Genomic DNA, 22456 nt, shown 5'->3' with positions numbered 1-22456 from the left:
GAGTGCGAGGAGCACATGGCAGCGGCCCGCCCCGCCGTGGTCCTCAGCGGCGGGCCGGTACGCCCGTGAGCGCAGTCAGCACGGGGTCGAGCGCCTGGTGGATCTCGTCGCCGATGGAGCGGAAGAAGGTGATGGGCCCCCCGTACGGGTCGTGGACCTCGTCCGCCTCCGCGCTCGGCGCCAGCAGCCAGCCGCGCAGTGCCGCGGCCGCCCGGACCAGGGCCCGGGCCCGCTCGACGACACCGTCGTGGTCGGGGTCCGGCAGGGTCGCCGGGTCTATCGCCCGGACGAGCCGGGTGAACTCCTTCAGCGTGAATGTGCGCAGACCCGCGGAGTGGCCCATGGAGATGACCTGCGCGCGGTGGTCGCGGGTGGCGGTGAGCACCAGGTCCGCCCGGATGACGTGCTCGTCGAGCAGCTCGCGCCCCGTGAAGCCGCTGGGGTCCGCGCCGAAGTCGGTGAGGACCGTCGCGGCGTTGGCCTCCATGGGCGCCCCCTCGTGGCCCCAGGTGCCCGCGCTCTCCACGAGCAGCCCCCCGGTGAGGGGGTCGCCCAGCCGGTGGCTCAGGGCATGCCGCGTCAGCCGCTCGGTGATCGGCGAGCGGCAGACGTTGCCGGTGCTGACGTGGAGGATCCGGAATGTGCCGCCGACGGCGGCCGTACCTTCTATGCCACGCCCCTCAGGGACGGTCACTGCGCCGGCCCCCGGCTGTTCGCTCCGGTCACGGCGCCACCTCGAGGTCGGGTACGACCTTGCGGAGTTCGTCCGCCTCCAGGGCGCCCGCGCGCAGCAGGACCGGCACCTTGCCGGTGACGTCGACGATCGAGGACGGCACGTTGCCGGGCGTCGCGCCGCCGTCGAGGTAGACGGAGACCGAGTCGCCCAGCATGTCCTGCGCGGCGTCGCAGTCCTCGGGTGCCGGGTGTCCCGTCAGATTGGCGGAGGACACGGCCATGGGGCCGACCTCGGTGAGCAGTTCGATGGCGACCGGGTGCAGCGGCATGCGGATGGCGACGGTGCCGCGGGTGTCCCCGAGATCCCACTGGAGCGAGGGCTGGTGCCGGGCGACGAGCGTCAGCGCACCGGGCCAGAAGGCGTCGACGAGCTCCCACGCCTGCTCGGAGAAGTCGGTGACCAGGCCGTGGAGCGTGTTCGGGGAGCCGATGAGGACCGGGGTGGGCATGTTGCGGCCACGGCCCTTGGCCGCCAGCAGGTCGGCGACGGCCTCGGAGCTGAAGGCGTCCGCGCCGATGCCGTAGACGGTGTCGGTGGGCAGCACGACGAGCTCGCCGCGCCGGACGGCCGAGGCGGCTTCGCGCAGGCCGGTGGTGCGGTCCGTCGCGTCGTTGCAGTCGTATCGCCGAGCCATCAGCGGGCCTCCTCGTTTTCGGTCACACGGTTGTTCCCCCGGCAGCCGGCCGGGAGGACCCCCACCGAGTCGCTCGGGCGGGCGTCGACGGCCGGTCGTGCGCGGTCCCGGGCCGACCGGGACCCTCGCGCGGTCTTCCTCATGGCAGGGCCTTGCGGGCCGTCGCGAAGCGCGGTCGATTGTTCAGGTCGGGGTGGTCGGCCGCGTCCGCCCAGCCCGCCTCCTCGTTGAAGATCCAGGGCACCTGGCCGCCCTGGGTGTCGGCGTGCTCGACGACGACGAGACCGCCCGGGCGCAGCAGCCGGTGCGCGGTGCGCTCGATGCCGCGGATGGTGTCGAGACCGTCCTCACCGGAGAAGAGGGCCATCTGTGGATCGTGGTCACGTGCCTCGGGCGCCACGTACTCCCACTCGGTGAGCGGGATGTACGGCGGGTTGGAGATGACGAGGTCGACCTGGCCGTCGAGCTCGGGCAGGGCGGCGAGGGCGTCACCGTGGTGGACGCTGACCCTGGACCCCTCGGCGTTCTTCCGGGTCCAGCCGATCGCGTCGTCGGACAGCTCCACGGCGTGCACGCGCGATCGCGGGACCTCCTGGGCGACGGCCAGGGCGATGGCGCCCGAGCCGGAGCACAGGTCGACGACGAGCGGCTCCACGACGTCCATGGCGCGCACCGCGTCTATGGCCCAGCCGACGACCGACTCGGTCTCCGGCCGCGGCACGAAGACGCCCGGGCCGACCTGGAGCTCCAGATAGCGGAAGAAGGCGCGCCCGGTGATGTGCTGCAGCGGCTCGCGGGCCTCGCGGCGGGCGACGGCCTCCCAGTAGCGGGCGTCGAAGTCCGCGTCCTTGACCAGGTGCAGTTCGCCGCGCTTGACGCCGTGGACGAACGCGGCGAGTTCCTCCGCGTCGAAGCGCGGTGAGGGCACGCCGGCGTCGGCCAGCCGCTGGGTGGCCTGGGCCACCTCGGCAAGCAGCAAGGAGCGGGGGTACCGGGGTCGTCCCCCGGGGAGCGACTGCACGCTGGTCCTCCGGGCTGGGCGGGGCTGTCGGGGTTTCGCGGCTTACGCCGCGGCGAGCTTCGCGGCGGAGTCGGCGTCGACGCAGGCCTGGATCACGGCGTCCAGTTCCCCGTCGAGCACCTGGTCCAAGTTGTACGCCTTGAAGCCGACGCGGTGGTCCGAGATGCGGTTTTCCGGGAAGTTGTACGTACGGATCTTCTCGGAGCGGTCGACCGTGCGGACCTGGCTGCGGCGGGCGTCCGCCGCCTCCTGCTCCGCCGCCTCCTGGGCCGCCGCGAGAAGCCTGGAGCGCAGGATACGCATCGCCTGCTCCTTGTTCTGGAGCTGGCTCTTCTCGTTCTGGCAGGAGGCGACGACTCCGGTCGGGATGTGCGTGATGCGCACGGCGGAGTCCGTGGTGTTGACGGACTGGCCGCCGGGTCCGGAGGAGCGGTAGACGTCGATGCGCAGATCGTTGGGGTTGATCTCCACGTCGATCTCCTCGGCCTCGGGGGTCACCAGGACACCGGCGGCGGAGGTGTGGATCCGTCCCTGGGACTCGGTCGCGGGGACCCGCTGCACCCGGTGCACCCCGCCCTCGTACTTCAGACGCGCCCAGACGCCCTGGCCGGGCTCCGGCGTCGCGTTGCCCTTGAGCTTCACGGCGACCTGGACGTCCTTGTAGCCGCCGAGCTCGGACTCGGTGGCGTCGATGATCTCGGTCTTCCAGCCGACGCGCTCGGCGTAGCGGAGGTACATCCGCAGCAGGTCGCCGGCGAACAGCGCGGACTCGTCGCCGCCCGCGCCCGCCTTGATCTCCAGGATGACGTCCTTGTCGTCGCTGGGGTCGCGGGGCACCAGCAGCAGCCGCAGCTTCTCGGTGAGCTCCTCGCGCTGCTTCTCCAGCTCCTTCACCTCGGCGGCGAAGTCCGGGTCGTCCGCGGCGAGTTCACGGGCCGTCTCGATGTCGTCCCCGGTCTGCTTCCAGGAGCGGTAGGCGCCGACGATCGGGGTCAGTTCGGCGTACCGCTTGTTGAGCTTGCGCGCGTGTCCCTGGTCGGCGTGGACCGAAGGGTCGGCGAGCTGCTTCTCGAGGCCGGCGTGCTCGCCGACCAGTTCCTCGACCGCTTCGAACATCGAAGGCTCCTGGTTCTCGTACGGCTGGGTGGCTGCGGGAGAGACGGCAAAGCGCCGGTCCCGGCCGCCCGCGCAGGGGCAGCCGAAGACCGGCGCAGTGGCTCGCTACTTCTTGGCGGAGCCGGCAGCCTTGCCGAAGCGGGCCTCGAAGCGGGCCACACGGCCACCGGTGTCGAGGATCTTCTGCTTGCCCGTGTAGAACGGGTGGCACTCGGAGCAGACCTCGGCGCGGATGTTGCCGCCCTGGATCGTGCTACGGGTCGTGAACGACGCGCCACAGGTGCAGCTCACCTGGGTCTCGACGTACTCGGGGTGGATGTCGCGCTTCAAGGTGTCTCCTAGATTCGGGAGGGCGCCGGGTCGCACGCGCGGGATGCGCGGACGTGAACCGGGGCCGACGTACCAGTCTGCCAGGACCGGCCGCATCTCCCAAAACCGGGGGTCGCCGCCGATTGTTCCCGTCCGCCCCTCCCCGCCCTGGGAGGACTCGGCCGTGCTCCCGGCCCGCTGCGGGCCCCGGTCGCGGACGGCCGGGCCGGACGGGGCTCGGACGGCCGGGCCGGACGGGGCTCACGCACCGGTCCGGCTACTTCACGACGCCCTTGGCCTGCCCGTCCGCGGTGCCCTCGGTGGCGGAGGCGGGGATCGGCAGATCGTTGCGCAGCGCAGCCCAGACCTGCGCGCCCTGTTTCTCCAGGGGCACGACTCGGTTCGGGTCCCGCTTGTCGTAGTCCACCGGCATGGTGATCATCTGGATGTCCCCGGGGCCGAGGCCCTTGAGGCCGTTGGCGAGGCCGATGAGCTCCTGGACGGAGTCGAGCTCGGAGTCGGGAGTGATCGCCTTGGTGGCGGTGTCGGCGAGGTCGTACAGCTTCTTCGGGTTGCTGAACACGCCGACGTCCTTGACCTGCTGGATCAGCGCCTTGATGAAGGCCTGCTGCAGCTGGATCCGGCCGAGGTCGCTGCCGTTGCCGACGGACTTGCGGGTGCGCACCAGCCCGAGGGCCTGGTCCCCGCTGAGCGTGTGCGTGCCGGGTTCGAGGTCGAGGTGGCTCTTGGAGTCCCTGATCGCCTCGGTGGTGGTGACGTCCACCCCGCCGAGTTCGTCCACGAGCTTCTTGAAGCCGGTGAAGTCGACCTCCACGTAGTGGTCCATCCGGATGCCGGAGATCTTCTCGACGGTCTTCACCGCACAGGCCGGGCCGCCGACCTCGTACGCCGTGTTGAACATGGCGCGGCGCTCGCCGGGAACGTCGTCGCCCCGGCTGTCGGTGCAGCCGGGCCGGTCGATCAGGGTGTCGCGGGGCACGGACACGACGGCGGCCTTCCTGCGGCCCTCGTATATGTGCACGATCATCGCCGTGTCGGAGCGGGCGCCGCCCTCGTCCCTGCCGTACTCGCCGTTCGCGCCGGCGCGGGAGTCGGACCCGAGGACGAGGATGTCCATGGAGCCGTTGTCGACGTCGTCCGGACGGTCGGTGCCGAGCCGGCCGCTGATGTCCACGCCCTGGATGTTGCCGTCGAGCTTGAGGTAGACCCAGCCGAGCCCCGACCCCCCGACCAGCACGAGCCCGGCCACGGACCACGCGGCGAGGGTCGCGGCCCGGCGCCGCGCGGTGGGCGGCTTGCGGCGACTTCCCGTACCGCCTATTCGGCCCTTGCTCTGGTCCGCCATGGCTCCCCAAGTCCTCGAAGGTCCCATTACCCCCGGCCACGGTCTTCAGGCACGGTTTCGTCCACCCTGTCAAGCTTTGTTGCTCCACCTGTGAGACCTGCGAGGGGCGAGAAGGGTTGCACGGGCAGCTGAGAGGTCCATGAGAAACGCATGACGAAGGGCCTGTGCGCATCGAATGGAACCGAGGCGCACAGGCCCTTGGTGACCTGCGTCGACGCTCCGGCGGGCGGCGGGGGCCGAGGGCTCGTCCGCCGCGGACCGCCGCCGGGGCGTGTGGTGGACGCCCCACCACGCCCGGCGGCTTCCGCCGGATCCGTCCAGGTCTGCGACCCTTGCGGGATCAGCCGAACAGGTTGTATGCCTGCCAGCCGCTGCCCATCGCTACGCGGGCGTTGAAGCCGCCGTTGCCCTTGCCCGGGTAGAGCCAGAGCTTGCCCGCGGTGTCGCGGGTCAGCACGTCCGCGTGACCGTCGCTGTTGACGTCGCCGGTGGTGACGATGGCGTTCATGGCGCCGAAGGCGCCGACCAGGACGGGGGCCGCCCAGGGCTTGGTGGCGACACCGGTGCCCTTGTAGAGGTAGGTCTTGCCGTCGCTCTTCCGGGCGAAGATGTCGGCCTTGCCGTCGGCGGTGAAGTCGCCGTGACCGCGGACCATCGTGAACGTGCCCCAGCCCGAGCCGACGGCGATCGGCGCGGCGAATCCGCCGTTGCCCCTGCCGGGGTAGACGCGCATGGTGCCGGTGGAGTCGATCGCCAGCATGTCGGGCAGCTCGTCGCCGGTGACGTCGCCGGGGGCGACGATCTGCTTGTGCTTGCTCCAGCCCTTGGCCACGAGCTTGAACGCCCAGTCGCCCTCGGTGCCGCCGGGGCCGGGCACGTAGTGGTCCCAGTAGACGTCGCCGTTGGCGACGCGGTACAGCAGGTCCTCGTTGTCGTCCCGGTCCAGGTCGGTCTGCACCAGCAGGTTGACGCCCTTGAAGCTGCCCAGGTTGTGGGTGCGGGTGAGACTCGTCACCTTGGAGTGCCAGCTGAACAGGGAGTTGTCCGAGGCACGGCGGGCCATCAGGTCCGCGGTGTGGTCAGCGCTCCAGTTGGCGTCGTCGACACGTGACTGGATCGGCGCGGAGTACGTGGTCGCCTTGGCGTACACGCCGTACTTGCCGGCGGCCGAACAGTTCTCGTCGCCCCAGGAGACGATGCCGGCGAGCTTGCCGCCGACGACCAGCGGGCCGCCGGAGTCACCGTTGCAGGTGGTCTCGCTGGTGGCGTCCGAGCCGGTGGGCGCGGCGCCGGCGCAGACCATGTGGCCCTTGATGAAGCCGTCGGGGTAGGCGGCGGCGCACGAGGTGTCGGAGACGATGTCGGCGTCGGCGACCTTCAGCGTCTGCGAGGAGCTGTTGGGGTTGGTGGAGCTGGTGCGGCCCCATCCGTACACCTTGCCGTCGCGACCGGCCTGGTACAGCGCGGAGTCGGTCGGCTGCGCGAGCGGCAGCGTCTTGACCGTGGACGGCACCGAGGATGTCAGCGTCAGCACGGCCACGTCGTTGTCGATCGTGTACGGGCTGTACTGCGGGTGGTTCCACTGGCGGTAGGCGCCGAGCACGGTGCCGCCGTGGAAGTCCCAGGAGCCGTCGGTGTTCTGGGTCGGCATCCGGTCGGTACCGACGACGACCGCGCCGTCCTGGTACCACTTGATGCCCTTGACGCAGTGCGCGGCGGTGGCGACCTTGGTCGGGGCGATCACGACGCCGCCGCAGAAGTAGCTGCCCTCGGCGTCGGAGAAGTGGAGCTGTGCCATCCAGGGCGCGGTGGAGATGGTGGTCGTGGAACCACCGATGATGCGAGCGCTCGGCGCGCTGCGGGTCTCCTCGGCGGCGGCTGCGGAGTCGGGCTGCTCGATGAGGGACCGCTCGTTCTTCGCATCGGCCTTCATGGCCGCGACCACGCGTCCCCGCAGCTCGCCCTGCGACGGCTGGGCGGGCTTCTGCGACTCGGCGGTGATCTGCGGTGTCTCACCGGCCTCGGCCGACCCGGAGCCGGTGATCGCTATGCCGGCGCCGGTCAGCGCGACGATGGCGGCGACAGCAGGTACCGCGAGTCTCATGCGGCGCTTGTGCCGGCCACCGCGGGTGCGTATCTGCACTCGGTAACCCCTTGGGTAGACCCGGCAGAGCGCGACCGCCCCACCGGAGAAATCTCTGGTGTCGGTGGGGCACAACTGGTCTTGTGGGCAGCACGCCTCAAGAGGCCCCCCGGCCTCGACTGGTGCCGCGCAGTGGATTCCCCCCCACCCGGAATCGCCGATGATACGCGTGTCAACTGACGGTTGACCAGTGGACGGTGGGGCTCCGGCGAAACGAGACCGCCCCGTCACCTGCGGGTGACGGGGCGGTCCGGTTGCCGATCAGGCGACGTCAGTCGCCGTTCGGCGCCGGCGTCGTCTTCTGGATCTGCAGCAGGAACTCGGCGTTCGACTTCGTCTGCTTCATCTTGTCGAGCAGCAGCTCGATCGCCTGCTGCTGGTCGAGTGCGTGCAGCACCCGGCGCAGCTTCCAGACGATGGCGAGCTCCTCGCCGCTGAGCAGGATCTCCTCCTTGCGGGTGCCGGACGCGTCGACGTCCACCGCGGGGAAGATGCGCTTGTCGGCGAGCTTCCGGTCGAGCTTGAGCTCCATGTTGCCGGTGCCCTTGAACTCCTCGAAGATCACCTCGTCCATGCGCGAGCCGGTGTCGACCAGCGCGGTGGCCAGGATGGTCAGCGAGCCGCCGTCCTCGATGTTGCGCGCGGCGCCGAAGAAGCGCTTCGGCGGGTAGAGCGCGGTCGAGTCGACACCACCGGACAGGATGCGGCCGGAGGCCGGGGCCGCCAGGTTGTACGCACGGCCCAGTCGGGTGATGGAGTCCAGCAGGACGACCACGTCGTGGCCCAGCTCGACGAGACGCTTGGCGCGCTCGATGGCCAGTTCGGCGACCGTGGTGTGGTCCTCCGCCGGGCGGTCGAAGGTCGAGGAGATGACCTCGCCCTTGACCGACCGCTGCATGTCGGTGACCTCCTCCGGACGCTCGTCGACGAGGACGACCATCAGGTGGCACTCGGGGTTGTTGTGGGTGATCGCGTTGGCGATCGCCTGCATGATCATGGTCTTGCCGGTCTTCGGCGGGGCCACGATCAGTCCGCGCTGGCCCTTGCCGATCGGCGACACGAGGTCGATGATCCGCGTGGTCAGCACGCCCGGGTCCGTCTCCAGACGGAGTCGGTCCTGCGGGTAGAGCGGGGTCAGCTTGTTGAACTCCGGGCGGCCGCGGCCGGATTCGGGCGCCATGCCGTTGACGGAGTCCAGACGGACCAGCGCGTTGAACTTCTCGCGGCGCTCGCCCTCCTTGGGCTGCCGGACCGCGCCGGTGACGTGGTCACCCTTGCGCAGACCGTTCTTGCGGACCTGGGCGAGGGACACGTACACGTCGTTCGGGCCGGGCAGGTAGCCGGAGGTCCGGATGAACGCGTAGTTGTCCAGGATGTCGAGGATGCCCGCGACGGGGATCAGCACGTCGTCCTCGGCGAGCTGCGGCTCGCCGCCGAACTCCTCGCGGCCGCGGCGGCCACGGCGGTCGCGGTACCGGCCACGGCGCCCGCGCCGGCCGCCCTGCTCGTCGTCGAAGTCGTCCTGCGGGCCGCCGCCCTGCCGCTGCTGCTGGCCGCCCTGCTGCTGGCGCTGGCCGCCGCCCTGCTGGTCGTCGCCCTTGCCGCCGCGGCGGTCGCGCTGACGGTCACGGCGGTCGCCGCGCTCACCGCGGTCGCGCCGTCCGTCGCCGCGGCGCCCCTCGGCGGTCTCGGTGGCCGCCTCGGCCTTGGCCTCCGGCTGCCCCTCGGTCCTGGTCTCGGCACGGACCTCGGTCTTGAGGTCGCCCTTCGCCTCGCCCTTGGCCGCGTCGCCCTCCGGGCTGCCCGCGGGAGCGGTGGCCCGGCGGCGACGGCGCTCGCCCGCCGGGGCGTCGTCGCTGGCAGGCTGACCGGGGATGTCGATCTGCTGCTGGGCGGCCGGGGACTCGGCCTTCGGCTCGGCGGCTCCCTCACCCGTACGGGCCTTGGAGGCGGCGCGGCGCTTCGGCTTCGTCTCGGCCGTGCCGCCGGCGGCCTCGGAGCCCTTGGCAGCGGCTCCTCCGGCGGCCTGCGCCTCCTTGATGACCTCGATCAGCTGGCTCTTGCGCATCCGCGCGGTGCCCCTGATCCCGAGGCCCGAAGCGACCTGCTGGAGCTCGGCCAGGACCATGCCCTCGAGGCCGGTGCCGGAACGGCGGCGCCGGGAGGTGGTGCCAGTGGCAGCACCTGCGGCGGGCGCGGCGGTGTCGACACTGTTGTCGGCAGTCACGCCCATCAGATCGGTGGTGTCGCTCACGAAGGGTCCTTCCCTGGAGCGGACGTCGGCCTTCTGGCTCGGCGACCGGTTGTGCTGTCCGGCGCGGTCCTCGATCTTTCTGATCGCGGACCGGAGCCGGGGCGGTGGTCCGCCGGGGTACGGCGGAGGAATGTACGTGCAAGGTCCGGCCCGAGTTCCCCCTGCTCGGCCCTCTCTTCGGGCGAAGCGAGGGGTGTCGTGCCGGTTCCGGAGCGTGCTCGAAACTGCTCAGGCAGGCTGCTCAGGCAGTTGGGGAGGCTCCCGGAAGAATGGCGGTCCCGGAAAGGGACGCGAAGCACCGCGCCACAAGATTGTGGGCTGCGTACTTGAGGTTAACACTACCGGCTCCAACAAACATTCCCCCTCTCTGTCACCGGCAATCCCGTGTCGCTACGAAGCGAGCGGGAGAACGCTCGCTCCCGCGGCGTCGAGGGCGAGCCTGTTCGCCGCCCAGCCCTCGCCCGCCAGCCGTGCGACCTTGTCGGCCGCACCGTCCTCGGCCAGCGCGAGCACGGTGGGACCCGCACCGGAGATGACCGCGGGGACGCCGTCCGCGCGCAGTCGGTTCACCAGGTCGACGCTCTGCGGCATCGCCGGGGCACGGTACTCCTGGTGGAGACGGTCCTCGGTGGCGGGAAGCAGCAGCTCGGGGCGCCTGGTGAGGGCCTCGACGAGCAGCGCCGCACGGCCAGCGTTGACGGCGGCGTCCACGTGCGGGACCGTGCGCGGCAGAAGACCGCGGGCGGTCTCGGTGAGCACCGGCCTGCTCGGCACGAAAACCACCGGAACGATGGATTCGGATGGGTCCATCCTGATCGCACGGGCCGCGCCGGCGTCGGTCCAGGCGAGGGTGAACCCGCCGAGGAGGCAGGCGGCGACGTTGTCGGGGTGACCCTCGATCTCGGTGGCGAGCTCCAGCAGCGCCGCGTCGTCGAGCCTGGCGTCGCCGCCTATGGTCACCGCCCGGGCGGCCACGATGCCCGCGCAGATGGCGGCCGAGGAGGAGCCGAGCCCGCGGCCGTGCGGGATGCGGTTCGCGCAGACGACCTCGAGGCCGCGGGGCTGCCCGCCGAGCAGGTCGAAGGCCGTGCGCAGCGAGCGAACGAGAAGGTGACTCTCGTCGCGCGGCAGCGTGTCGGCCCCCTCACCGGCGATGTCGATGTGCAGCCCGGTGTCGGCGACACGGACGACGACGTCGTCGTACAGGCCCAGCGACAGGCCGAAGGCGTCGAAGCCCGGTCCGAGGTTGGCGCTGGTGGCGGGCACGCGCACTCGGACGGCGGCGGCGCGGAACGCGGGACCGGCCATCGATCGACGACACTCCTTGGTTCTGATCGGTGCTGATCTCGATGATCTGTGTGATCGGGTCTGATCGGCGTGATGATGACGTGAAGTTGCGAAGACCCACGGGCCGGTGACGGCAGCGACCGCGGCATATGCGGCGGCGGGGTTGCGTACAGCCTATCCAAGGAAGGTTCCGCGGCGACACAGGGCGCACAGGAGGCGCGCGATGCGTGTCGCACTCCCCTGTGTGCCTCTTCGGGACATGCCGGGCGACTTGCGGTCTACGCGCGCCACGCTCGTGAGACGCGGCCCGGCGCACGGGAGACCGCCCCTCGGGCACCCGCGCCTCCACGGCACCGCCACCGGCGCATGCGCCGGTGGCGGTGCGGCCGCACCCACTCGTGCGACCGCTCCCGCGCACGGCACGACGTCGCCCCCGCGGCCCGGGAGCGGTACGGGGCAGCCACCGGCCCCCGGCCCGGGCGGGAACGCCTCAGACGAGCCCGAGCTGCTGCGCCGCCGCGGCCGCGTCCACCGGGACCGTGAGCGGCTGGGGCGCTCCGGCGACCGCCCAGTCGGGGTCCTTCAGGCCGTTGCCCGTGACCGTGCAGACGATCCGCTGGCCGGCTTCGACCTTGCCCTCCTCGGCGGCCTTGAGCAGACCGGCCACCGAGGCGGCCGAGGCGGGCTCCACGAAGACGCCCTCGCGCGAGGCCAACAGTTTGTAGGCACGCAGAATCTGACGATCGGTCACCTCGTCGATGAAGCCGCCGGACTCCTCCTTGGCCGCCAGCGCGAACTCCCAGGAGGCGGGATTGCCGATCCGGATCGCGGTCGCGATCGTCGACGGGTCCTTGACGACCTCGCCGCGCACGATGGGCGCGGAACCGGACGCCTGGAAGCCCCACATACGGGGAGTACGGGCCGACATTCCGTCCGCCGCGTACTCCTTGTAGCCCCTCCAGTACGCCGTGATGTTGCCGGCGTTGCCGACCGGCAGCACATGGACGTCGGGCGCGTCGCCGAGCGCGTCGACGATCTCGAAGGCCGCGGTCTTCTGGCCCTCGATCCGGACCGGGTTCACCGAATTGACCAGCGCCACGGGGTAGTTCTCGGACAGCCCCCGGGCCAGCACCAGGCAGTCGTCGAAGTTGCCGTCGACCTGCAGGATCTTCGCCCCGTGGACCAGCGCCTGCCCCAGCTTGCCCATCGCGATCTTGCCCTGCGGGATCAGCACGGCGGACACCATTCCGGCGCGGCCCGCGTAGGCCGCGGCGGACGCCGAGGTGTTGCCGGTGGAGGCGCAGATGACGGCCTTCGCCCCCTCCTCCTTGGCCCTGGTGATCGCCATCGTCATCCCGCGGTCCTTAAAGGACCCGGTCGGGTTGGCACCCTCGACCTTGAGATGTACGTCACACCCCGTGGCCTCGGAGAGGGACTGCGCGAAGACGAGCGGCGTGCCGCCCTCGCCGAGAGTGACGACCGGCGTCGTGTCCGTCACCGGAAGCCGGTCACGGTACTCCTCGATGATGCCGCGCCACTGGTGAGTGCGAGTGCTCATGGGTCCTTACTCTCCTTCAACCCGCATGATGCTGGCGACACCGCGCACGGTGTCGAGCTTGCGCAGCGCCGCGACGGTCCCCGAGAGGGCGGCGTCGGGCGCGCGGTGGGTGACGACGACGAGCGAAGCCTCGCCGTCCTTGCCCGTCTGGCGCACCGTGTCGATGGATACGCCGTGCTCGGCGAAGACCGTCGCCACCTGGGCGAGCACACCCGGTTTGTCGGCCACGTCGAGGCTGATGTGGTATCGCGTCACGACCTCGCCCATCGGACTGACGGGCAGCTGCGTGTACACGGACTCGCCGGGCCCCGTCGCCTCGGCGAGCTTGTTGCGGCAGACGGCGACCAGGTCGCCGAGCACGGCGGAGGCGGTCGGCGAACCGCCGGCGCCGGGGCCGTAGAACATCAGCCGGCCGGCCGCCTCGGCCTCGACGAACACCGCGTTGTACGCCTCGCGGACGGACGCCAGCGGGTGGCTCAGCGGGATCATCGCCGGGTGCACGCGGGCCGTCACCGACCTGCCGTCCGCCGCCCGCTCGCAGATCGCCAGCAGCTTGATGGTGCATCCCATCTGCTTGGCGGAGGCGAAGTCCGCGGCGGTGACCTCGGTCATGCCCTCGCGGTACACGTCGTCGAGGCGCACCCGGGTGTGGAAGGCGATCCCGGCGAGGATCGCCGCCTTGGCGGCGGCGTCGAAGGCCTCGACGTCGGCGGTCGGGTCGGCCTCGGCGTACCCGAGGGCGGTGGCCTCGTCCAGGGCCTCGGAATAACCGGCGCCCGAGGTGTCCATCTTGTCGAGGATGAAGTTCGTCGTCCCGTTGACGATGCCGAGGACCCGGTTGACCTTGTCGCCCGCGAGGGACTCGCGCAGCGGCCTGATCAGCGGGATCGCACCGGCCACGGCGGCCTCGAAGTAGAGGTCCCGACCGTGTTTCTCGGCGGCGGCGTACAGCGTGGCGCCGTCCTCCGCGAGCAGCGCCTTGTTGGCGGAGACGACCGAGGCGCCGTGCTCGAAGGCGGTGGTGATCAGCGTCCGCGCGGGCTCGATACCGCCGATGACCTCGACGACCACGTCGATGTCGGAGCGCGAGACGAGCGCCTTGGCGTCGGTGGTGATGAGCTCCTGCGGGATCCCCTCACGGACCTTGGCGGGACGGCGGACGGCGACCCCGGCGAGCTCCACCGGGGCCCCGATCCGAGCGGCGAGGTCGCCGGCGTGCGTCGTCATGATGCGCGCCACCTCTGAGCCGACCACTCCACAGCCCAGCAGCGCCACCTTCAGCGGACGCGTACGCATCATCCGACCTCGATTCCTTCATAAAGCAGAGTGCGAACCAGTCTCACCCACCGCACGGGGCTTTCCGCTCCCCGTCCGGATTCTGAGACATATATTTCATCAGCCGACATCCAGACGCAGGAGATCTTCCTCCGTCTCACGCCGGACGATCACCTTCGCCTGGCCGTCGCGCACGGCGACGACGGGCGGGCGGAGCGCGTGGTTGTAGTTGCTGGCCATGGAACGGCAGTACGCGCCCGTCGCCGGCACCGCGATCAGGTCGCCCGGCGCCAGATCGGCCGGCAGAAAGGCGTCCCGTACCACGATGTCGCCGCTCTCGCAGTGCTTGCCGACGACGCGGACGAGCATCGGCTCGGCGTCACTCGACCGCGAGACCAAGGCCACGCTGTACTCGGCGTCGTACAACGCCGTCCGGATGTTGTCGGACATGCCACCGTCGACGCTGACGTACGTCCGCAGCCCCTCGAGCGGCTTGATCGTGCCGACCTCGTACAACGTGAAGGCGGTCGGCCCGACGATCGCGCGGCCCGGCTCGACGGAGATGCGGGGCGTGCGCAGACCGGCAGCCTCGCACTCCCGGGTGACGATCTCGCTCAGCGCCTTGGCGATCTCGTGCGGCTCGCGCGGGTCGTCGTCGGAGGTGTAGGCGATGCCGAGACCGCCGCCGAGGTCGATCTCCGGGAGCTCGACGCCGTGCTCGTCCCGGACCTCCTTCAGCAGTCCGACCACCCGGTGGGCGGCCACCTCGAAGCCGGAGGTGTCGAAGATCTGCGAGCCGATGTGCGAGTGGATGCCGACGAGCTCCAGCCCCTCCAGCCGAAGGGCCCGCCGCACCGCCTCCGCCGCCTGCCCGCCCGCGAGCGCGAGACCGAACTTCTGGTCCTCGTGGGCGGTGGCGATGAACTCGTGGGTGTGGGCCTCGACGCCGACGGTGACGCGGATCTGGACACGCTGGCGCCTGCCGAGTGACCGGGCGATGTGCGCGACGCGGACGATCTCCTGGAAGGAGTCGAGGACGATGCGCCCGACACCCGCCCGCACCGCCGTCTCGATCTCCTCGGGGGACTTGTTGTTGCCGTGGAAGGCGATGCGCTCGGCGGGCATCCCGGCGTCGAGCGCGGTGGTCAGCTCGCCACCGGAACAGACATCGAGGTTGAGCCCCTCCTCGTTCAGCCAGCGCACGACGGCGCGGGAGAGGAACGCCTTGCCCGCGTAGAAGACGTCGGCGTCCTTGCCGAAGGCGTCGGCCCAGGCACGGCAGCGGGCACGGAAGTCCGCCTCGTCGAGGAAGTAGGCAGGGGTGCCGAACTCCTCCGCGAGCCTGGTGACTTCGATGCCGGCGACGGTGACGACGCCGTCGCCGGAGCGGTTCACGGTACGCGACCAGACCTTCTCGTCCAGCACGTTGAGGTCGGCCGGCGGGGCGGCGTAATGGCCCTCGGGGAGGACGTCGGCGTAACGGGGCCCGGCGGGGTGTGCGGAACGGCTCATTCTTCTCTCACATCTACAGGTGTTCGGGTGCGCTGATGCCGAGCAGGGCCAGGCCACCTGCCAGCACCGTCCCGGCGGCTTCGGCGAGGGCGAGCCGGGAACGGTGGGTGGCCGAGGGTTTCTCGTCACCGACGGGCAGCACGGTCTGCTGGAAGCCGAGCAGGGCGTCGGCGATGGCCTCGAGATGGCGCGCGACCCGGTCGGGGGCGCGCAGCCGGGCGGCGGACTCCAGGACGGCGGGGTGGTCGCCGAGAACGCTGAGGAGCGCGGAGGAGGCCCCGGTGCCGCGAACGGGGCCGGGCGGGTGCGGGTCCGCGGTGCGGCGGACAGAGCCCGACGGGAACGGGTCCGCGGTGCGGCGGACAGAGCCGGGCGGGAGCGGGCCATCGTACGCACCGCGCGCGGGGGAAGGGTCCCCGTCGTAGGAGACGCGCCCGTCGTACGCGACGGCCTCGTGGCGCGCGGCGCTCCCGCCATGCGAGACCTCCCCGACGTACGAGACGTCATCGTCGTACGAAACGCACCCGTCGTACGCGACGGGGATGCCGAGCCGCTCGGCCGCACGCAGCAGGGCCCTGCTGCGGGAGTATGCGTACCGGACCCGGAAGAGCGCGTTCGACTCCCTCTGTACGAGCAGGGCGCCGTGCGCGAGAGGCTGGTCGTGGGCGGCGGGCCGGAGCAGCGCCCAGAGGGCGGCATCACGGCCGGCACGGTCGAAGATCGCCTCGTCCTGGACGGGGAGGGCGGTGATCCGCTCGGTGCCCCCGGGCTCGACGACGGCCGTCGCGCCCTGGGCCGCCAGCAGCCGCACGACGGTGTCGGTGATCACCCCGGCGCGGAGTTCACGGGCCGGCGCGAAGCCGAAGCGGACCCCGGAGAAGCCGTCACCGTGCCCGTACTCCGAACCCCGTTCACCGATCGCACGCAGGAGCAGGGCTGCCGGGTCACCACCGAGGGTGAAGTTCAGGAAACCGGGCCCGGTGATCTCGACCCGATCGATGCCGGGAGTGTCGGCGATCCGGGCTCTCAGCACTTCCGCTACGTCCCGGGCCTTCCGCCCGGCAGGCCCGGCGAGCCGGAGCGCGACATTGGTGGAGTAGTCCCCACGACCTCCGGGGCGGGGGCGCTCGACCTTGATCCGCTCAGGTACGGGTGCGTGCAGGGCGCCCTCCTCGACCGCACGGCACACGGCGCCCAGCACGGTACGGGAGAGATCTGCGGGGGTCACGGGACAAGCGTATGGGAGAGAGGGGGTGTGATCGCGAACCGGTTTCGCCATGCGGTCAGCCCCGCGTACTCCCCGCCCTCCCGGCACCATGCCTGCCGTCCACGGACGGCGGACCCTCCCCGTACATCAGCCGTCGGACGAGCCGCACCAACTCGGCGGGCTCGAAGGGCTTGGCGAGAAAGGCGTCGACGCCGGCGGCGACACCCGTGTCGACCTCGTGCTGCGTACATGCGCTTATGATCGCGACGGGCACGCGCCTGGTCCTCGGATCCGACCGCAGCCGCACGGCGGTCCGCAGGCCGTCGAGCCGCGGCATCACCACATCGAGCGTGATCACATCCGGCCGCACGTCGTGGACGACTTCCAGGCACTCGGCACCGTCGGCCGCGGTCACGACCTCGAAGCCCTCCAGCTCGAGATTGACCCTGATCAGCTGCCGGATCACCCTGTTGTCGTCGACGACGAGCACCCGGCCGGACACGCCTGACACAACTCGAGAGTAGGTCCGCGAACGCACCCGCGTCCGGCTTTTCCCCACTTCTGACCCCGACGGGGTGCGGGGCAGGTGGAAGCCATGCGGACGGGACGCCCGGCGGGGCGGCCGGACTACGGGGTGGATGGGGTGGGGTGCACAGGGTGGGCGCCGGGGCGGCCGGACTGCGGAGTGCCCCGTCCGCGGGCCTCGGCCGGAATCGGGTGGGGCGCGTGGGCGGCCAACGCCGGCAGGCGATCGGCCGGCGTCCGTGCGGTGGCCCGCCACCCCCTCGTCACGGGCTGGAAATACCTGTTCACGGGCACCCCATCAGAGCTGGTAGGGTTCTACCCGTCGCCGCCGAGAGCGGCGGACGCCCCCGTAGCTCAGGGGATAGAGCAACGGCCTCCGGAGCCGTGTGCGCAGGTTCGAATCCTGCCGGGGGCACCCTGTATGAGGTGTCCAAAGACCCCGTCACCAGCGGAAACGCTGAGGCCGGGGTCTTCGCGTATGTGCAGGCGTGTGCCGCCCGGAGCGGGCGTATGCCGGGGTCCGTGGACTATTCGTGGACTGGCGACGGGCGACAAACGACCAGGTCGGCCAGCGTTTCTCACGCCGTGGCCCGAGCCTCCACGAGCAACCGCTGCACGGCGCCCACCAGGTCCCGGAGGCGTCCGGGCTGCACGCCCTCGTGTTCCATCCACTCGTCGAAGCGAGGACGCAGGTGTCGCACCATGCCCGTCCCGTGGCGACGGAGCACCGAGCGATTGATCGAGATCTCCTCCTGCACCTCTCTTCGGAGATCATCGGTCCAGCCCTGCGCCCGGTCTTCCCCGCTCAGAGGAGCCTTAAGAGCGGCCACCGCTTCGTCGAGGACCGCAAGCAACTCCATGGCATCCCCCGGAGATCACAAGGTGCACTGCACCGGTTCCTGCCAGCCCTTGAACGGCGCAAGCCCCCAGACGAGTCCGGGGGCTCGAAGCCTAGCGCCGTACGGGATCACTCGTATTCGCGCAACAACTCCTCGATCTTGCGGTTGACGATCCCCTGCCGGCCGTCGATGCACTTGGCGTAACGGCTCAGCAGGACCTCCACGCTGTTGCCCGCACGCTCGGCGACCTCCGTCGGATCCACCCCGGAGTTGAGCCAGGTCGACAGCGCCGAGTGCCGGAGGTCATACGGGCGAGCCGCGAGCGGTGAGGCCACCGCGGCCGGTGGGAGCGCCAGCGCACGGGCCTCCTGCCAGACGCGGTAGTACGTCGAGGAGCCGACCACTCCCCCACGCTCGTTGGTGAACAGCCGCCCGTCCTCGGCGGTGCCGAACGTATCGAAGTGCTGCCGGAGGATGGCGACGAGCTGGGGCGGGATCGGGACGAGCCGGACCTCTTCCGCCGGCCGGTTCTTCAGGCCCCGGTCGTCATGGGTCTCGCCGGAGTCCGTCCACTGCTTCCCGACGCTGGGGCGCGTCCGATTCAGCAGCACTGTTCCCCAGCCGGCCTCGGGCAGCTTCAGGTCCGCATCGGTGAGGCCGACGGCCTCAGCCGGACGCAAGGCGCCGTAGTACATGCAGGCGAACAGGCCGACGAGTCGGCGACCACGAGCCCGGCCATACCCACCGACGTACGAGACCGCAGTCAGCAGGGAACGGGCCTGTGCGGGATTGGCGACCACCCGCGGATCGACTTCCCCGGCCACCTTCGGTTTCTTCCAGCGGATGCCCGTGATCGGGTTCTCTTTGAACTCCCCGAGATCCACTGCATAGTGCAGTGCGTTGACGAGCGTCCGACGCTTACGCCGGACGGTCTCCGCGGCTGCCGCCGTCCCGTCGAGCTTCAGCTTGAGCGAATCCAGGACGGCCCTGCCGATCGCGGCGTCACCGAGGTCCGAGAGCGGACGCGACGCCTTGGCCACCCAGTGCAAGGTGTTCGCGATCTCGGTCGGCAATTCGCGCTCGTCCGGTCCGGGAAGGACGAAGGCCCCGTTGCGAAGCGCCCTCCTGATCAGTTCCTCGGACGGCTGCCCCGGGCGCTCGTCAAGAAGAGCCATCGTCACGGCGGTCAGGGCCTCATTGATCCCGTTGCGCGTGTTCGGCGCCGCGTGCGGCCACTTCATGGCGAGGTACTTCAGAGCGAAGGCATACCAGGTCATCGAGGCTGAATTTTCGACCATCGAATCGGGCAGCCCTGTCACCGTGCCGAACTCTTCGCCGGCATGAGTGGCGCGGAGCAATTTGGACCGGTAGTGGTCCGCCAACGCTTTGGTGCGGAACTGCTCGGAGAAGACGTTCCCCGCCACTGTCCACCGAACGTCATAGGACGACTTCTTGGTGTTCCGCTTCCGGACACCCCAGACCTTCACGTCGAGGGACTTCATGCCGCTTCCTCCAGCTGTCGCAACCATGCGCTGAAGTCGCTTCGCCACACGCGCAGCTCACCGTTGGGCAGCTTGAAGGCGGTCGGCCCGAGCCCCAGCTCCCGCCATCGGTAGAAGGTCCGGCGAGACACGCCGCCCAACTCGTTCAGTACCTGGGGCACTGTCATCAGTTCGTCGCGTCGACGGTCCATGTGGGTTCTCCTTCCGTTCCGGGGGCGGGTTCGAGGGATGCGGCGAGCCAGGCTTCGCCGCGGGACAGGCCGGTGCCGGCGAACACCCAGTGAGCGAGGACGAGCGTGGTTTCGTCGTCCTGCGTGACAGGCGGGGCCGCTTGGGCACGGCGCCATTCGGCGCGGGCGTCGCGGAGCGCGCCGAGAGTGGTGGAGTAGCGGCGGGACTTGGTGGAGAAGTGGCCGCGGAAGCCGAGCATGTGGGCCCAGGCCCGCAGCCGGAGGTCTGCCAGTGCGGGACGGGCGCCGAGAGCCCAGGCGGTGCGGATCATGCGCCGGGCGTGGTCGGTGATCTGGGCTTGGGCCAGCTCGGCGAGGAACTTCAGCGGTCGGTCCAGGGTTCCGGTCGCCGTCTCGGCGCCCTTGGTGGCGTACTTGGCGATGTACGCCGCTACGGCCCGCTCGGTCAGCTCTTGGCCGCCGTTGAAGTCGGCGGTACGGATCGTGCGGGCGTCGAGCTGTCGGCCGAAGACGAAGGTGTGCGACCGGCCGTCGAGCGTCGGGCCGTTGACGCGAGCGGCGGCTGCCGCGGCTCGGATGGCATCGGTCAGCAGCTCGGCCGTGGCCCAGGCGGGCGCCGGTGAGTCACCGCCCTCCGGGCCGTCGAGGCGGATCACGGCGTGGAAGTGGACCGCGCCTCGCTTCTGGTACTCGGCCACCTTCGCGAAGGAGATCCGGGCGTGGTCCCGGAACGCCCGCTGAGTGAGGCCGACGCGCTTGGCGACCTCCCGGCGGAGGTAGATCGTGAAGCGCCGCCACAGGGCACCGGCGTGCGCGTTCCACAACACGGCCGCTTCGTAGTCGTAGGTGTCGGGGTCGAGGGGCGTGCCCAGGGCGGGGTCTGCGTCGTCGTGCCGGACGCCGCAGCGGCAGGGCCGGCCGCTGGAGGGGCGGTTGTGGACAGGGCCGAAGCCGGGGGCGGTGAAGGTGGCGAAGACGCGCGGGTGTGTGGAGACCTGTTCGGGGGTGCCCTTGCCACCGCGGAGTCCGGCGGTGATCAGGTGGTAGGTGTCGCGGCGGTAGGTCTCGGCGCAGGCCGCGCACCGGGTGGCTCGGCGGTTGTTGCAGCGGACGAGGAGCTGACCGGCGGGCAGGGCCGACGAGTCCAGGTGGTGCAGGACGCGGCCGATCTCGCCCGTCGTCCGGTCCACCGCAAGTTCGGTGCGGTGGCCGTCGAGACGTACGGGGCGGGTGCAGCCGCCCAGGCCGGACAGCTGGCGGGCCAACTCGGGCAGGGCGCCGAGGGAGGCCAGCGTGGAGAGTTCCGCCAGCGGGGGCGGAGTCTGCCGGGTGATGATGGGAATTCCTTTCGGCTGTTGCGACGGTTGGGAGGCGGCTGGCGGGGCGGCGGGATGCTTGGCGGCGTTTGCCGCCCCGTCGGCCGGTCAGCGCTTGTGCGCGCTGGTGACGAGGGAGCGCAGGACCACGGCGGCGATGGCCACGGAGACGGCCGAGACGGCGACCGCCGCCAGGAGCGCGGTGAGCACGACTCCGACGACGACCACGGCGGCGACCGCGCCGGCACCGACGCCCAGGTACGGGGCGACCGATCGGCCTCCCGCGGGGGCCGGAGCCTGCGTCTGCTGAGGCACGACGGTCGGCGGCGGAGTCGGGATGTCGGGCAGTTTGGGGCGGAACACGGCGGACCTCCTTGTCACTCGTGGTTGCCGTTGACGACGTCGACACCGGAACGTGTGCCGGACTCGATGACGGGGGCGAGGAAGGTGTGGGAGACCCAGAAGCCGAACAGGGCGATCACCACGGCGATCCAGAGCCGGACGCCGAGGAGCTTGATCGCGGCCCAGGCGACGACGCCCAGGACGACGACGAGCGGCAGCGAGACGGTCACGGGAGCTCCTTCAGCGGACGGCGCAGCGGTGTGTACGGGCGGCCAGTTCGGCGGCGGCGCGGCTGTCGTAGTCCGTGGCGAAGCCGCAGCGCGGGGCCGTGCAGGCGGCGGTGTGCTTCTCCCGGCCCCGGCCGTCGTAGTAGGTGGCGACCTGTACGGGTCCGATGCGGACGACGCGGCGGAAGCGGCGGTTGGTGGTCAACGGCGGGTCTCCTTCGGGTCTTCGCCGGTGAAGTCGGTGACGTGGTCGGCGAGCCAGCGCAAGATCTCGTCGCCCTCGTAGCTGTCGGCGGTGAGGATCACGGGCTCGGCGACGAGCACGGCTTCGGTCAGGCGGTTCTGTCGGGTCAGCTCTGCGGCGCGCTTGAGCGCGCGGAGCGTGGACGGGCGCACGAGGGGATGTCCTCCGGGTCAGGTCAGGTGGGTGGAGATGGCTTCGGCCAGGGGCAGCGGCACGCCGAGCCGGGCGCGAAGGGTCGAGGTGTCGATGGGTGTTCCGGTCCGGGCGCGGTGTTCGTCGGCGATCTTGCGTGCGAGGTTGACGAGCGCCGGCGGCACCGGGGGCGTAGAGGTCGGAGCCGATGTCGACTCCGCAGCGGGCAACTCGGCTACCGGGATCGGTTCTTCGGCCACGTCCGGCGCCGGCGCCGCCTTGTGCTCCCCTGTTCGGGCATCTGCGGTTGCTCCGTGAGCGAGGAGCGTCCCGCCGAGGAACGCGACCGCGGGCCAGCCGGCGACGAGGATCCGCAGCCAGTCGGGTACGTCGCCGAGGTCGAGCAGCCCGGCCGTGGCCACGTTGGCGCCGAGCGAGGCGGTCAGTGCGATGAGGAACCAGCACCATCCGGCCGCTTTCGCCCCGCCGGAGCGGAGCCGCCGCCAGGCCGCGACCAGCAGCAGGTCGACGGAGATCGGGTAGGCCCAGGCCTTCCAGCCGTCCTGCCCGGCAGCCAGCGCCAGATCGTGCAGGTGGGCGAAGGACAGCGCGGCAGCGATCAGTGCCTGGACGAGTACGGCGTCGATACGGACGGGCAGGGCACGCACGAGTCAGCTCCTTCCGGTTTAGGGCATGGAGGGGTAGGGAGGTGGCACGGAT

General features: G+C 71.0%; 23 protein-coding genes and 1 tRNA gene. 1 reads left to right on the top strand and 23 read right to left on the bottom strand.

Features of this window, described 5'->3' with window-relative positions:
- Positions 1-43: 43 nt before the first annotated feature.
- From AB0J10_RS23900 to AB0J10_RS23835, 14 genes are all read right to left on the bottom strand, one after another.
- The gene (locus AB0J10_RS23900) at positions 44-694 is read right to left on the bottom strand and encodes a protein-tyrosine-phosphatase (RefSeq protein ID WP_363064508.1); all 651 of its coding nucleotides are present in this window, start codon (positions 692-694) and stop codon (positions 44-46) included.
- 28 nt (positions 695-722) lie between these two features.
- Positions 723-1370 (bottom strand): L-threonylcarbamoyladenylate synthase, encoded by a 648-nt coding sequence (locus tag AB0J10_RS23895; protein ID WP_363064507.1) that lies wholly within the window; start codon positions 1368-1370, stop codon positions 723-725.
- A 139-nt stretch (positions 1371-1509) separates the two neighbouring features.
- Positions 1510-2391: a peptide chain release factor N(5)-glutamine methyltransferase gene (gene prmC, locus AB0J10_RS23890; protein WP_363064506.1), complete on the bottom strand. Its 882-nt coding sequence runs from the start codon at positions 2389-2391 to the stop codon at positions 1510-1512.
- A gap of 42 nt (positions 2392-2433) precedes the next feature.
- Positions 2434-3507: a peptide chain release factor 1 gene (gene prfA, locus AB0J10_RS23885; RefSeq protein WP_363064505.1), complete on the bottom strand. Its 1074-nt coding sequence runs from the start codon at positions 3505-3507 to the stop codon at positions 2434-2436.
- Between the two features lie 105 nt (positions 3508-3612).
- Positions 3613-3837, bottom strand: a complete 225-nt coding sequence (gene rpmE / locus AB0J10_RS23880) for a 50S ribosomal protein L31 (protein ID WP_093662507.1) — start codon at positions 3835-3837, stop codon at positions 3613-3615.
- A gap of 256 nt (positions 3838-4093) precedes the next feature.
- Positions 4094-5182 (bottom strand): LCP family protein, encoded by a 1089-nt coding sequence (locus AB0J10_RS23875; protein ID WP_363064504.1) that lies wholly within the window; start codon positions 5180-5182, stop codon positions 4094-4096.
- A gap of 340 nt (positions 5183-5522) precedes the next feature.
- Complete coding sequence (locus AB0J10_RS23870) at positions 5523-7286, bottom strand: trypsin-like serine protease (protein WP_363064503.1); 1764 nt, start codon at positions 7284-7286, stop codon at positions 5523-5525.
- Between the two features lie 310 nt (positions 7287-7596).
- Positions 7597-9579 carry a transcription termination factor Rho gene (rho, locus tag AB0J10_RS23865; protein WP_363064502.1) on the bottom strand — a complete coding sequence of 661 codons (1983 nt, stop codon included), beginning with the start codon at positions 9577-9579 and terminating at the stop codon, positions 7597-7599.
- Between the two features lie 390 nt (positions 9580-9969).
- A complete protein-coding gene (gene thrB / locus AB0J10_RS23860) occupies positions 9970-10887 on the bottom strand; it encodes a homoserine kinase (protein ID WP_363064501.1) in 918 nt (305 codons plus the stop codon).
- A gap of 469 nt (positions 10888-11356) precedes the next feature.
- Positions 11357-12424: a threonine synthase gene (gene thrC, locus AB0J10_RS23855; protein WP_363064500.1), complete on the bottom strand. Its 1068-nt coding sequence runs from the start codon at positions 12422-12424 to the stop codon at positions 11357-11359.
- Between the two features lie 6 nt (positions 12425-12430).
- Positions 12431-13723, bottom strand: a complete 1293-nt coding sequence (locus AB0J10_RS23850; protein WP_363064499.1) for a homoserine dehydrogenase — start codon at positions 13721-13723, stop codon at positions 12431-12433.
- Positions 13724-13819: 96 nt separating this feature from the next.
- On the bottom strand, positions 13820-15211 hold the full coding sequence (lysA, locus tag AB0J10_RS23845) for a diaminopimelate decarboxylase (RefSeq protein WP_363064498.1): 1392 nt from the start codon (positions 15209-15211) through the stop codon (positions 13820-13822).
- A gap of 13 nt (positions 15212-15224) precedes the next feature.
- Positions 15225-16439: an ArgS-related anticodon-binding protein NrtL gene (gene nrtL, locus AB0J10_RS23840; protein WP_363064497.1), complete on the bottom strand. Its 1215-nt coding sequence runs from the start codon at positions 16437-16439 to the stop codon at positions 15225-15227.
- A gap of 55 nt (positions 16440-16494) precedes the next feature.
- Positions 16495-16920, bottom strand: a complete 426-nt coding sequence (locus AB0J10_RS23835) for a response regulator (RefSeq protein ID WP_363064568.1) — start codon at positions 16918-16920, stop codon at positions 16495-16497.
- Positions 16921-17286: 366 nt separating this feature from the next.
- Here AB0J10_RS23835 and AB0J10_RS23830 point away from each other — a divergent pair.
- Positions 17287-17358: transfer RNA gene (locus AB0J10_RS23830), tRNA-Arg, on the top strand.
- Between the two features lie 163 nt (positions 17359-17521).
- Here AB0J10_RS23830 and AB0J10_RS23825 read toward each other — a convergent pair.
- From AB0J10_RS23825 to AB0J10_RS23785, 9 genes are all read right to left on the bottom strand, one after another.
- Positions 17522-17803 carry a hypothetical protein gene (locus tag AB0J10_RS23825; protein WP_363064496.1) on the bottom strand — a complete coding sequence of 94 codons (282 nt, stop codon included), beginning with the start codon at positions 17801-17803 and terminating at the stop codon, positions 17522-17524.
- A 107-nt stretch (positions 17804-17910) separates the two neighbouring features.
- The gene (locus tag AB0J10_RS23820) at positions 17911-19284 is read right to left on the bottom strand and encodes a site-specific integrase (RefSeq protein ID WP_363064495.1); all 1374 of its coding nucleotides are present in this window, start codon (positions 19282-19284) and stop codon (positions 17911-17913) included.
- A complete protein-coding gene (locus AB0J10_RS23815; RefSeq protein ID WP_290351421.1) occupies positions 19281-19475 on the bottom strand; it encodes a helix-turn-helix domain-containing protein in 195 nt (64 codons plus the stop codon). The genes AB0J10_RS23820 and AB0J10_RS23815 overlap by 4 nt, the downstream gene beginning before the upstream one ends.
- Entirely contained in the window at positions 19451-20785 is a 1335-nt protein-coding gene (locus tag AB0J10_RS23810) for a replication initiator (RefSeq protein ID WP_363064567.1), read from the bottom strand. Before AB0J10_RS23810 ends, AB0J10_RS23815 begins: the two co-directional genes overlap by 25 nt.
- Before the next feature lie 114 nt (positions 20786-20899).
- Entirely contained in the window at positions 20900-21154 is a 255-nt protein-coding gene (locus AB0J10_RS23805) for a SpdD protein (RefSeq protein ID WP_363064494.1), read from the bottom strand.
- A 14-nt stretch (positions 21155-21168) separates the two neighbouring features.
- Positions 21169-21363, bottom strand: a complete 195-nt coding sequence (locus AB0J10_RS23800; RefSeq protein ID WP_363064493.1) for a hypothetical protein — start codon at positions 21361-21363, stop codon at positions 21169-21171.
- Positions 21364-21373: 10 nt separating this feature from the next.
- Complete coding sequence (locus tag AB0J10_RS23795; protein ID WP_027734615.1) at positions 21374-21565, bottom strand: mobile element transfer protein; 192 nt, start codon at positions 21563-21565, stop codon at positions 21374-21376.
- Positions 21562-21756, bottom strand: coding sequence for a hypothetical protein (locus tag AB0J10_RS23790; protein WP_017949976.1), 195 nt, complete (start codon positions 21754-21756; stop codon positions 21562-21564). The genes AB0J10_RS23795 and AB0J10_RS23790 overlap by 4 nt, the downstream gene beginning before the upstream one ends.
- 18 nt (positions 21757-21774) lie before the next feature.
- Complete coding sequence (locus tag AB0J10_RS23785) at positions 21775-22404, bottom strand: DUF2637 domain-containing protein (RefSeq protein WP_363064492.1); 630 nt, start codon at positions 22402-22404, stop codon at positions 21775-21777.
- Between the last annotated feature and the right edge of the window lie 52 nt (positions 22405-22456).

The sequence above is a fragment of the Streptomyces sp. NPDC049887 genome, assembly GCF_040656535.1.
Lineage (GTDB): Bacteria > Actinomycetota > Actinomycetes > Streptomycetales > Streptomycetaceae > Streptomyces.
This window is presented reverse-complemented; position numbering and strand designations above follow the sequence as displayed.